This window comes from Burkholderia sp. E168m15 (genome assembly GCF_016586105.1).
GTDB classification, from domain to species: Bacteria; Pseudomonadota; Gammaproteobacteria; order Burkholderiales; family Burkholderiaceae; genus Burkholderia; species Burkholderia orbicola.
On record NZ_BCPO01000180.1, the window covers coordinates 19,210 to 31,047 of the forward strand.

The window sequence follows — 11,838 nt, forward strand, 5'->3', positions numbered from 1 at the left end:
GTTCGGAGCGTGCCGTGCGCCCCGAACACGCCGCACCCGACCTCTCAAGGAGACTGCATGCTGCACGTCCTCGGCAAGATTCCGTCCATCAACGTCCGCAAGGTGCTGTGGCTGTGCACCGAACTGAACCTGCCGTTCGAACAGGAAGACTGGGGCGCGGGCTTCCGCACGACCCACGATCCGGCCTATCTCGCGCTGAATCCGAACGCGCTCGTGCCCGTCATCAAGGACGACGATTTCGTGCTCTGGGAATCGAACACGATCATCCGCTACCTCGCGAACCGCTACGGCGGCGATGCGCTGTATCCGGCCGAGCCGCAGGCGCGTGCGCGGGTCGACCAGTGGATCGACTGGCAGGGTTCGGACCTGAACCGCTCGTGGGTCGGCGCCTTCCTCGGCCTCGTGCGCAAGTCGCCCGACCACCAGGATCCGAACGGCATCGCACAGTCGATCGCCGGCTGGACGACGCACATGCGCGTGCTGAATGCGCAACTCGAAAGGACCGGCGCGTACGTGGCCGGCAACACCTTCACGCTCGCGGATATTCCGATCGGCCTGTCGGCGAACCGCTGGTTCGGCACGCCGTTCGAGCATCCGGACCTGCCGGCGGTGTCGCGCTATGTCGAACGTCTCGCGACGCGTGAAGGTTTCAAGCAATACGGCGGCAGCGCGAATCCGTAACGCAGCGCGGGTCGCGCTTGAAGCGGCGGTAGTGCAATCGCCGCCGCTTCACGATCGATTCACCGGCGCGCCTTCCGTCGTCACGCACCGGGCGCCGGCACCGCATCGAGCACGCGGGCGAGAAACGCCTCGTGATTCCACGCGGCTTCCGGCCGCGACAGCCCGAGCCGCACGACCACCAGCTCGCGGCTCGGCACCACGCTCACGAACTGGCCTTCATGGCCGACCGCATGAAACGCGTCGGCCGGCATCGCCCGCGCGTGCGGATCGCGTTCGTTGAACGGCTCCGGCACCTTGACCCACAGCTGCGCGCCGAATTCCTGCCGCGACGACTGCGGCGTCGCGCGCGTCAGGTAGCGCACCCAGCCTTCCGGCAGCAGCCGCTGCCCGTTCCACACGCCGTCCTGCAGCAGAAGCTGCCCGAAGCGCGCCCAGTCGCGTGCGCTCGCATACATGTACGACGCGCTGACGAGCGTGCCGGACGCGTCGGGTTCGAACACCGCGCTGCGCATCCCGAGCGGCGCGAACAACGCGCGGCGCGGAAACGCAAGATAGTCCGCGTCGCTGCCGCCCAGCGCTTCGCGCATCACGCGTGCCACGATCGCACTCGTGCCGCTCGAGTAGGACCACCGCGCGCCGGGCGTCGCGGCCAGCGGCTTCGCCGACGCGAACCGCGCGGTATCGGGCTGCGTGAACAGCATCACCGCGACGTCGGACAGCGGGTCGTCGTAGTCCTCGTTGAACTGCAGGCCGCTCGTCATCCGCAGCAGCTCGTCGAGCGTGATGGCCGCGCGCGGATCGCCGCTGCCGCGCCATTCGGGCAGCAGCGCCGACGCGTCCGGCGACAGCTTGTGTTGCGCGACCAGCGCGCCGACCAGCGCGGCCGTGACGGTCTTCGTCATCGACCAGCCGGGCAGCGGCGTATCGGCCGTGAAGCCGGGCGCATAGCGTTCGGCGATCACGTGGCCGCGCCACATCACGACGACCGCGCGCGTGCGCCGCGGCCGCGCCGGATCGGGTTCGTCGAATGCGCGGTCGAGCGCGGCCTGCAACTGGTGCGCGTCGACGCCGGCGGGCGGCGAGGCCGGTGCGGGCGGCTCGACCTGCGCGGGCGGTGGATCGGGGAGGGGCGGCAACGCGGCGGGCAAGGTGGCCGCCGCCGCGCCGGTCGGGGCCCCAAGAGCGAGCGTGCAGCCGAGCCCGGGCCGGAAGTCGGCTTCGCGTTCGGCGAAGCCGGCGAAGGTCGCCACCGCACGATGATGGTCGGGATCGAGCGACGGTCGCACCAGTTTCAGCAACGGATGGACGCCGGCCATGATGTCGACGTCGATCACCGACGCGGCCGGGCGGCCCGACACGAACACGCCCGAACACAGCGCCTTGGCCGCATAGCCGGTCGCGATCGGCGCGAGCCGGGACAGCATATATCCCGTGTAGCCGATCGCGGCTACGAGCGCGAGCGCGACACCGCGCAGCATCAGCTTCTTGAGGGGAATCGTCATGCGCGAGCGTCCTCGGTGGCGTGCCGGCCGGCAACGATCCGGCAGTGTCGCAGGTTCGGGCGCGGCGGTGCAATCGCGGCCGCGTGACGCGTGACGCGTGACGCGTGACGCGCGACGGTGATGACGGTCGCAGGCGTTCGCGCTGCCGCGTGCCCGACGGTTCGGCCGGCGTCGCGTGGCGGGCGAGTTGATATCGGGCCGGCCATCGGCCGATAATCGTCCGGCATTGTTCTCCCAGTCCAATTGTCCAACCGAGATCGGAAAACGCCATGTCCTACGACAACAACAACCCGTTCGCCCGAATCCTGCGCGGCGAACTGCCGTGCGTGAAGGTCGCCGAAGACGACGCGACGCTCGCGATCATGGATCTGATGCCGCAGGCCGACGGTCACGTGCTCGTGATCCCGAAGGAGCCGGCCGCGCAGATCTTCGAGCTGTCCGGCGACGCGGCCGCGGCCGGTATCCGCATGACGCAGCGCGTCGCGGCGGCGGTGCGCGCGGCGCTCGAGCCGGACGGCGTGTTCATCGGCCAGTTCAACGGCGCGGCAGCCGGCCAGACCGTCCCGCACGTGCATTTCCACGTGATTCCGCGCTGGGAAGGCGCCGAGCTGCGGATGCATGCGCGCGACGTCGCCGACGCGGCGACGCTCGAAGCGCTCGCGCAGCGCATTCGTGCCCGCTTCGTGTAACAGCCCCAGCGCTGTCGGCGCGGCCGCCGCCCACCGGCGGGCCGTTGCGCCGACCCAGCCTGTTTCAGCGGTCACACGGGGTAACACGTGTAACGGCCCGGGAAACTCGGCCGGCCACGCCCGGCGCTAGACTCCGCGCATCGTTTCATCGAGCGACAGGAAGGGGCGTTGCCTCTTCGTGCCGGCCGCCGCGTGGTGCGGCGGCGCGGCCTTCGCGCGGTGCCATTGGTCTTTCGCGCCGGGAACCGAACCATGTCCAGACTTCTCATCATGCTTGCCCTGATCGGCGGCCTGTCCGGCTGCTACGTCGCGCCGCCGTACGGCTACGCGCCCGCGCCGGCCTACTACGGCTATGCGCCCGCGTATTACGCGCCGCCCGTCAGTGTCGGGATCGGCGGCAACTTCCGTATTCGCTGACCCGTCGCGGCGCGCCGGCCGGCCGTCCTGGCCCGGTCGGCCGTCTTCGGCCTGACGATGCGCGCGAACTTCCGCGCCGCATGACGGCCGCGCACGGCACCCGGTGTGCGCAGTTCCTATACTTCACAGGAAAGCGCATCCCCGCGAGGCCGTCATGACAGTCACCCCCAAGGTCATCGTCCTGTCGAGCGTAGCCACGCTCGTCTATCTCGGGCTCGCCGTGCTCGGCAGCGGCGGGTTCGCCGCGTTCTTCTCGCATCCGCAACTGACCGTCGTCGCGATCGCGACCCTTGTGATGGCCGTCGCCGCGCTGTTCACCGAAGGCAACCTGAGCAGCGGCGAACGCGAGAACCGCGACAACCGCTGGGTGCTCGCGGCCTTCGGGGTGAGCGGCTTCCTGCTCGCGTACCTGCCGGCGCTGACCGACCGGTTCGACGTCTGGACTTTCGGCGGCGATACGGTGCGCTGGATCGGCGTCGGGCTGTACCTCGCGGGCGGCGTGCTGCGCATGTGGCCCGTGTTCGTGCTAGGCAAACGCTTCAGCGGGCTCGTCGCGATCCAGCCGGGCCATACGCTCGTGACCGGCGGCATCTACAGCCGCATCCGCAATCCCAGCTATCTCGGCCTGGTCATCAATTCGCTCGGCTGGGCGCTGGTGTTCCGCTCGGGCGTCGGCGTACTGCTGGTCGTGCTGACGCTCGTGCCGCTCGTCGCGCGAATCCGCTCGGAGGAAGCATTGCTGCGTTCGCAATTCGGCGCCGAATACGACGCGTATTGCGCGCGGACGTGGCGGTTGCTGCCCGGCGTGTACTGACCCCGTCATCTTTTCTCTTACCGTCGTTCGGATGCCCGTTACCGGCGTGTGCGGATGTGTTGCCACGTGTGTCTCGAACGTGCGACTGCGTGCATGATCGGCGTGTCGCGACGTGGGGTCAGACTGCCGCCGGAGCAAATCCCGGCAAGGGTTTCAGCCGGATTCGGCGGGCACGTTGAATGTCTGTGATTCGTAAACAACTTGTTACCACAATGTCTACGGCAGGAATGCGGGACCGGTGCTATTCTTCGCCGCAAGCTCATTGAAATGAATTGGTCCGCAGTCCGGCACAATGCCTGGCCCGACGTCGATCGATTCAGATCGTCGTACCGAGCGGACCTCGATAACCAGAATTGCGAACAAGGAAGAATACGGGAATGTGGAAGAAAATCGCCCCCGCTCTCGTCGTCGCCGCGTTGACCGGCGCGACTGCACTGCCGGCAATGGCCGGTGACTTGAACAACGCGCTCGGCGGCGCGCTCGGCGGGGTTGCCGGCGCAGCGGTCGGCGGCGCAGTCGGCGGTAGCACCGGCTCCGTCATCGGTGGCGCGATCGGCGGCGGCGCCGGCGGCGCGGTGACGTCGAACCGTCGCGAGCGCACCGGCGCGATCATCGGCGGCGCCCTCGGCGGCGGCGCGGGTACCGCGGCAGGCAACGCGATGGGCGGCCGCACGGGCGGCCTGCTGGGTGCGGCGGTCGGCGGCGGTGCCGGCGCGGCGCTCGGCGGCAACATGTCGCGCAGCTCGTACGATCGCGATCACGGCGACCGCGGCTACCGTCACCGCAAGCATCGTCACCACCGCGACTGGGACTGATCGTCGCTGGCGCGGCACGGTGCGCGACTCGCGCACCGGCGCGCCGACGGCGTCGGTATCCCGACGCGAGCTTCAGCCCGGCGCTCTGCCGGGCCGCTTCGCCGGCCAGACCGGCGATTCTCTTCCGGTTTCAATCAGCCGCTGCCAAATGCCCGATCGACGGGCCGGCAATTCTCCTCCTGCTGTTTTCTCCGCTTCTCGACGATATCGCGTGCCGCGTCCCAATGCGCGCGGACGGGGTTGGCCGAATCACGCCTGCTTTTTCTTCGACACGTCGGCTCGTTCCAACCTGACGTGACCGTCTCCGTGCGACCCTCACGCCGCGATCCGCTGCCGCGCACGTATCGACTGCTTTCGCCTCGCCCTGCGTAACGGGATGCATCGAGACCAGCGCGTGTCTCGCCGCGTTGCCGCGTTGCCGCGCTGGCGCATTGCGCGAACATCGCCGCTGTCAGGATTTCCCTGATAGTCGGCACGCCGCGCAACGCATGCCGACCGCGTATCGTGGCCGCCGGCCGATAGTGGGAAATCGAATGGATGTCATCGCAACATTTAATTGGTCGATCGCAATCGACTTCGCTATCGTCGGCGATGCTCGCGTACGGAGCCGAACCGTGCCGCCATCCGCGCCTCGCCGCCTGACCGGCGAGCGTCGCGGCCCGGCCGCCGGCCCGACAACCCGGGCCGCCGTGTCCGCTGAACCGGACGGACCCGACGCGAAGCCTGGCCGACCGACCGAAGGCGCATGCGCCTTCAAGCCACCCCGGCAACGATGTCCCGCCGTCGCATGCGTGCCCCACACGCATGCGAACCGCCCGATGCCGTTTGCGCCCGGGGCCGGACCAACCCATTGCCTGGATGCAATATGTCTAAGACAACGTATTACGCGCCGCATGGCGGCCACCCGCCGCAGACGGATCTGCTGACCGATCGCGCGATGTTCACCGAGGCGTACGCGGTGATCCCTAAGGGTGTGATGCGCGACATCGTCACGAGCTGGCTGCCGTTCTGGACCCACACGCGCCTGTGGGTGATCGCCCGCCCGCTGTCGGGTTTCGCGGAAACCTTCTCGCAGTACATCGTCGAAGTGAATCCGGGCGGCGGCAGCGACAAGCCCGAGCAGGACAAGAACGCCGAAGCCGTGCTGTTCGTCGTCGAAGGCGAAGCCGAGCTGACGCTGCAAGGCCAGAAGCACACGCTGAAGCCGGGCGGTTACGCGTTCATTCCGCCGGGCGCGGACTGGACGCTGCACAACGTCAGCGATGCCGCGGTGCGTTTCCACTGGGTGCGCAAGCACTACCAGGCCGTCGACGGCATTCCGCTGCCGGACGCGTTCGTGACCAACGAGCAGGACGTCGAGCCGATCCCGATGCCGGGCACCAACGGCGCATGGGTGACGACGCGCTTCGTCGACATGAGCGACATGCGTCACGACATGCACGTGAACATTGTGACGTTCGAGCCGGGCGGCGTGATTCCGTTCGCCGAAACGCACGTGATGGAGCACGGCCTGTATGTGCTGGAAGGCAAGGCTGTCTATCGCTTGAACCAGGACTGGGTCGAGGTGGAAGCCGGCGACTTCATGTGGCTGCGCGCGTTCTGTCCGCAGGCATGTTATTCGGGTGGGCCTGGGCGGTTCCGTTATCTGCTGTACAAGGATGTGAACCGTCACATGAACCTGACGTTGAATCCGGCGCGCTGAAGCGTCGCGCAAGTTGGATATGAAAACCCGCCGGTGTGAGCCGGCGGGTTTTTTTTCGGGGTTCCGCGCGGGTTTCCTTGGATGTCGGGTGGCGACCCGAAGCGGTCTTTCCGTTTTCTCCAAAGGTGCCACTCGACACGGTCACCTCAATCGGAACTGGATCTTAGCGCGTGCGCCAGGCCGGTGAGGATCGGTATGATCGCCCCCAACCACGAAAGCCCATCACAGAACGTGAGCCTGACCGGCCGAACGTCGAGGCTAAGCTTCAATGTGACTGAAACGCGGATAGCGTCCACTACCGTTGCCGACCGGTTCGTCGGAGCGCACGTACGCCAGGGAAAGGCGGTAGGCTGAACGAGACCTGTCCGACGCGTCGCCGACAAGATTCCAAAGCTCATGGCTGGTTTTCGCAACGCGGAGCAACAGCGCTCGCATGTCCGCTGGAAGCTCATACTTCTGGACGATGTCGCACGTCAGATTGGCTGTGACGACGGCGACCAGCCTCCGCTCGGCCGCTTCCGAGCCAATCATATCGAGCAATGCCATGACTTGCGAAAGCAGGGCTTGTCCTGCCGAAGCATCGATCTGCAGCGTAGCGGCAGGCAGCGCCAATGCGGTTATGTACAACACGTCCCTCTCGTCGAATCCGGCAAGGTCGGCGCGCACGTCCAGAGCCTTTGTGATGATTGCTCGCTGCCGCCTGAGTCGATGTCGGACCTCCTTCGGCAACGATGGAAACGCGGTATCCAACCTGACGTAGTAGTCCATGACCGATTGCCAGTCCCCGAGATGTTCGGCGTTGATATGGCATGCAAGGGCCGATAGTTCGACGAGATGCTCAATTTTTGCGTTGGCTGCAAGAAATCGATGCAATTTTGTGCGGATGGCTTTGGGGTGGTGGGTATGGTCCTGCCAGCAATCGGAGATGAACTCAGGGAAACCGTCGTGGCTTCCCGCGGTTTGGACCGGTTTTTCAATTTGCATATTTACCTCTGGCGATCGAGATGTGCCTGCGCAGCCCCGGCCCAGGAAGGTCCAGCTGCTGGAATCAAGTATTGATTGGCCTCGCGGCGCGCACCAGTGCAAAATCCCGAAGTGCACATTGCGTCAAACGCCTGCCATGAAACGTCAAACCTGGATGTCGGCCGATCTCAACTTACTCAAGGCGTTCAGCGTTCTGGTAGCAGAGCGCAGCGTTGTCAAGGCGGCAAAACGTCTGCATCTGAGCGAATCCGCCATGAGCCGCACCCTGAGCCGAGTGCGCGACGCGTTCGGGGACCCTATCCTCATCCGGGCCGGCCGTTCGCTGATTCCGACACCTCGTGCCTTGTCATTGCATCCCCGCGTACTCGACATGCTGGCAATGGCGCAGGACATCCTCACGCGGGCCGAGCTCGTTGACCCTGCATCGCTGACGCAAACCTTCACCATCCGCTGTAACGAGGGATTTGCGACGGAATTCGGTGCGAAGCTACTCGACATCGTCACTACGGCAGCGCCGGGCGTTCACCTGCGCTTTTCCATGCAGGACGAGAAGGACGCCACCGCGCTGCGAGAGGACAAGGCGGATATCGAAGTTGGGGTGCTTGGGAAAAGTGGACCGGAGATTCGTGTGCAGACGCTACTGAGAGACCGTTTTGTCGGTGTGGTTGCGATGTCTCACCCGCTTGCTGGCCATGATCCGGTCAGTATCGATGCATACACGCGATACCCGCACGTGAGCGTTTCGCGCAGGGGGCGTCGCGACGGCCCGATCGATGCTTTGCTGAGCGCGCTTGGCGCAAAGCGCCGTGTTGCAACGACGGTATCGAGTTTTCCGGTTGCGCTCGCGCTGGCGCAAGGCGGCAGTATTGTTGCAAACGTGCCATTTCGTCAGACTGCGTCAGGTCGCATTGGCATGCATACGTTCGAGCTGCCCGTCCAAACCGAGCCTGTCGTGGTCTCAATGATGTGGCATCCGAAGGTCGATCCGGACCCCGCACACCGATGGCTGCGGGATTGCCTGCTGCAAACCTGTGCTGATTAGGTGGCCTCGATGCTCATGGGTGGAGCGGCCGCCAGGCAGATCGCGTAATGCGTCTCGGTCAATGCTGTTCAGATGCACTGTGTGTGTCAATCGAACGTCAGCTTGTGGCCGATAGCAGACCTCGGAAACTCGATATCGGCGCTCACGTCAAAATACTTCGAACGAACACCAGTCGGGCACAAACTGCTCGAAGACAAAAAAGTCGTCGATGTATGTCAGCCCAAGCCGCTCCAATGACTTCGTGCACTCATCGGCCGCATCGCTTCCAAAGAACGGGCCAAGCGATATGAGGCTATCGGATTCGTCAAAAGATTCCCGAAAATTGAATTCGACCATGACCGTGGATAGCTCGACATTCTTGGCTGCTAGCGCAGCCCGCCGGACAACGATTCCGAAATCTCTCGAAACTTTCATTGATATTGACCAAAGGCAAGCGGGTACTGAAGATTGTCGGCGATCTAGCCCTTATGGTCGAGTGCCTAAAACAGGCCGAATACCGGTGGTCTTCGCAGCGTTCCCCAGAAACCTGCGACGGACCTGTTTTCATTGGCGATGCGTATCGTTACAACCCGAGCGCCCCCGCCGCAAGCATCGCAACCGCCAGCCGCGTATCGGCCGGCAACTCGTCTTCCATCAACCACACGGCCGACAGTCCCGACCACGCGAGAATCCACTGCAGCAGCCGGCGCCGATCGAGTCCCGCGGCGTCAGCCACGAGCACAACGCGTCGCTCGAATCGCACGGGATCGACCGCGATGTCATGCGCAGGATTGCAGAACAGGTTCGCGTAATCGAACGCGCGCTCGCCGCGCAGCCCTTTCGGGTCGATCGCGCGCCAGCCGCGATCGCCGAAATGAAGAATGTTGTCGTGATGGATGTCGCCGTGCAGCACGACTTCGTCGACGGACGGCCCAGCCAGCAACTGACGAGCGATCGCCGCCGAGCGGCGCAGCGCATCGTTGTCGACATCGTTCGACAGCAGCGCGTAGAACCAGTCGTGCAGCGGCACGACCGGAGGCACCAGCGGCGCACGATGCGCGTGCAGCCGCGCGACGACGTCGCAGGCGATACGCATCGTATCGTCGTCGTGGCCCGCAGCCGACAACGCAGCCAGCGACGGCGCCGGCTGCGCGCGTTCGAGCAGGATCGCGTCGCCGTCGTGCTGCCACACCTGCGCGGCGCCTTGCCCGTTCCACCAGGCCATCAGCGCATTGCCGCGGCGTTCTTCGTCGCACGTGGCGACTTTCAGCATCGCCGGCCGCGCGTGCCAGACGACCGGCAGCAGGCCGCCGCTCGCGGTCAGGATCGGGCCGCCGTCGGGAACGAGACCCCACAAGTCAAGATATCGATCGAACATCCGACGATGGTACAAGCGAACCGGCTCGCGCGCCCGCAACGACATGCCGCCGACCCGCATACCCGGTCCAAGCAGGACCTAAAGCGCTTTCCTAAATAAAATTTAGCCAGCCAAACTTTGGCTAAAGAATGTTCCGGTTTCGCGCCATCCCTTCGACAATGCGCGCCTTTCGTGACCGATCGGCGCCGCTCGCGCGCCGGCCGTCGCGGCACTGAAGAAGGAGCCCGACATGACCGATCCCACCGCCAACCCGTCGCCGCCGCCCGCGCCGCCATCCACACCGCCGCGCCGCCGTCGCATCTGGCGCACGCTCGCGGGCGCGCTGCTCGGCCTGACGCTCGCGTGCGCGGGCATCGGCGCATGGACGATCGATCGCATCTGGACGCAGTTGCCGTCCGTCGAACACCTGGCCGTCTATCGTCCCGCTTTGCCGCTGCGGATTTTCTCGCGCGATGGTGACCTGCTGGCCGAATACGGCGTCGAGCGGCGCGAGTTCGTGCCGCTCGAACGCATCCCGCCGCTGATGCGGCATGCGCTGCTCGCGGCCGAGGACGCGAAGTTCTACGAACACGGCCCGGTCGACATCGGTGGCCTTGCGCGCGCGACGTTCGCGAACGTCGTGACGGGCCAGCCGGGGCAGGGAGGCAGCACGATCACGATGCAGGTCGCGCGCAACTTCTACCTGACGCGCGACAAGGTGCTGAGCCGCAAGCTCGCCGAGATCCTGATGGCCGCCAAGCTCGAGCGCGAATACAGCAAGGACAAGCTGCTCGAGCTGTACATGAACGAGATCTATCTCGGCGAGCGCGCCTACGGCTTCGCGGCCGCCGCGCACGTGTACTTCGGCAAGCCGCTCGACGCGCTGAGCGCGGGCGAGGCGGCCGTGCTCGCCGGGCTGCCGAAGGCGCCGTCCGCATTCAATCCGGTCGTCAACCCGGCGCGCGCGACCGCGCGGCGCAACTACGTGCTCGGCCGGATGCATGCGCTTGGCCAGCTCGACGAGGCGACGTATCGCGCGGCCGTCGACGCGCCGATCGCATTGGCGACCACGCCGCCGCCCGGCATCGTCGCGGCGCCGTACGTCGCCGAGCGGGCGCGCCGGATGATGGTCGAACGGTTTCATGACGACGCGTACACGCTCGGCCTCGACGTGACGACGACGATCTCGATGCGCGACCAGCGCGCGGCCGAAGCCGCACTCGACCGTACGCTGAGCCGCCAGTCCCGCGCGAAGCGCGATATGCGCAACGGTCTCGAAGGCGCACTCGTGTCGCTCGATGCGGCCACCGGCGACATGCTCGCGCTGGTCGGCGGCGCGGATTTCGATCGCAACGTGTTCGACCATGCGCTGCAGGCGTATCGCCAGCCGGGGTCGAGCTTCAAGCCGTTCGTCTATTCCGCGGCGCTGGAGAAGGGCTACTTCCCCGGCGTGCTCGTCGACGATACGCAGCGCACACTCACGCACGCGGAAACCGGCGCGCGGCCGTGGCGTCCGCGCAATTTCGGCAATCGCTACGAAGGCTTCATCCCGGTGCGGCGCGGGCTCGTGCGCTCGAAGAACCTGGTCGCGGTCAGCCTGATGCAGGCCACCGACGCGCGCTACGTGCAGCAGCACGCGGTGCATTTCGGCTTCGACGCGCAGCGCAATCCGGCGTCGCTGCCGCTCGCGCTCGGCGCGGGCGCCGTGACGCCGCTCGAACTCGCGAGCGCGTACAGCGTGTTCGCGAACGGCGGGACGCGGATGGAGCCGCGCCTGATCCTGTCAGTGAAGCAGCGTCACGGCGGCGCGATGTACGAGGCGACCGTGCCGGCGGGCGAGCGGGTCGTATCGGCGC

General features: G+C 66.1%; 12 protein-coding genes. 8 read left to right on the forward strand and 4 right to left on the reverse strand.

Annotated elements, in window-relative coordinates; all coding sequences use genetic code 11:
- Nucleotides 1-57: 57 nt before the first annotated feature.
- Nucleotides 58-681 carry a glutathione S-transferase family protein gene (locus JMF86_RS28750; RefSeq protein ID WP_011548973.1) on the forward strand — a complete coding sequence of 208 codons (624 nt, stop codon included), beginning with the start codon at nucleotides 58-60 and terminating at the stop codon, nucleotides 679-681.
- Nucleotides 682-761: 80 nt separating this feature from the next.
- Here JMF86_RS28750 and JMF86_RS28755 read toward each other — a convergent pair whose 3' ends face one another.
- Nucleotides 762-2,183, reverse strand: a complete 1,422-nt coding sequence (locus JMF86_RS28755; protein WP_011548974.1) for a serine hydrolase — start codon at nucleotides 2,181-2,183, stop codon at nucleotides 762-764.
- Nucleotides 2,184-2,452: 269 nt separating this feature from the next.
- Here JMF86_RS28755 and JMF86_RS28760 point away from each other — a divergent pair, with 269 nt between their 5' ends.
- The 5 genes from JMF86_RS28760 (at nucleotide 2,453) to JMF86_RS28780 (ending at nucleotide 6,620) form a co-directional block, all read left to right on the forward strand.
- Nucleotides 2,453-2,872 (forward strand): HIT family protein, encoded by a 420-nt coding sequence (locus JMF86_RS28760; protein ID WP_011548975.1) that lies wholly within the window; start codon nucleotides 2,453-2,455, stop codon nucleotides 2,870-2,872.
- A gap of 252 nt (nucleotides 2,873-3,124) precedes the next feature.
- Entirely contained in the window at nucleotides 3,125-3,289 is a 165-nt protein-coding gene (locus JMF86_RS28765) for a hypothetical protein (protein WP_011548976.1), read from the forward strand.
- A gap of 154 nt (nucleotides 3,290-3,443) precedes the next feature.
- Complete coding sequence (locus tag JMF86_RS28770) at nucleotides 3,444-4,103, forward strand: isoprenylcysteine carboxylmethyltransferase family protein (RefSeq protein ID WP_011548977.1); 660 nt, start codon at nucleotides 3,444-3,446, stop codon at nucleotides 4,101-4,103.
- A 377-nt stretch (nucleotides 4,104-4,480) separates the two neighbouring features.
- Nucleotides 4,481-4,918, forward strand: a complete 438-nt coding sequence (locus JMF86_RS28775) for a hypothetical protein (protein ID WP_006496212.1) — start codon at nucleotides 4,481-4,483, stop codon at nucleotides 4,916-4,918.
- Nucleotides 4,919-5,783: 865 nt separating this feature from the next.
- Nucleotides 5,784-6,620 carry a bifunctional allantoicase/(S)-ureidoglycine aminohydrolase gene (locus tag JMF86_RS28780; protein WP_011548979.1) on the forward strand — a complete coding sequence of 279 codons (837 nt, stop codon included), beginning with the start codon at nucleotides 5,784-5,786 and terminating at the stop codon, nucleotides 6,618-6,620.
- 258 nt (nucleotides 6,621-6,878) lie between these two features.
- On the opposite strand, the gene JMF86_RS28785 is transcribed toward JMF86_RS28780, so the two are convergent.
- Entirely contained in the window at nucleotides 6,879-7,604 is a 726-nt protein-coding gene (locus tag JMF86_RS28785; RefSeq protein ID WP_011694876.1) for a hypothetical protein, read from the reverse strand.
- Between the two features lie 136 nt (nucleotides 7,605-7,740).
- On the opposite strand from JMF86_RS28785, the gene JMF86_RS28790 reads away from it, so the two are divergent.
- Nucleotides 7,741-8,646, forward strand: a complete 906-nt coding sequence (locus JMF86_RS28790) for a LysR family transcriptional regulator (protein ID WP_011694875.1) — start codon at nucleotides 7,741-7,743, stop codon at nucleotides 8,644-8,646.
- Nucleotides 8,647-8,793: 147 nt separating this feature from the next.
- On the opposite strand, the gene JMF86_RS28795 is transcribed toward JMF86_RS28790, so the two are convergent.
- Both JMF86_RS28795 and JMF86_RS28800 read right to left on the reverse strand, forming a co-directional pair.
- Nucleotides 8,794-9,060 (reverse strand): hypothetical protein, encoded by a 267-nt coding sequence (locus JMF86_RS28795; protein WP_077199992.1) that lies wholly within the window; start codon nucleotides 9,058-9,060, stop codon nucleotides 8,794-8,796.
- A 148-nt stretch (nucleotides 9,061-9,208) separates the two neighbouring features.
- The gene (locus JMF86_RS28800) at nucleotides 9,209-10,003 is read right to left on the reverse strand and encodes an aminoglycoside phosphotransferase family protein (RefSeq protein ID WP_063827318.1); all 795 of its coding nucleotides are present in this window, start codon (nucleotides 10,001-10,003) and stop codon (nucleotides 9,209-9,211) included.
- A 229-nt stretch (nucleotides 10,004-10,232) separates the two neighbouring features.
- Between JMF86_RS28800 and JMF86_RS28805 the strand changes: the two genes are divergently transcribed.
- The coding region (locus JMF86_RS28805) for a penicillin-binding protein 1A (RefSeq protein WP_201317186.1) at nucleotides 10,233-11,838 on the forward strand (1,606 nt) is incomplete at its 3' end.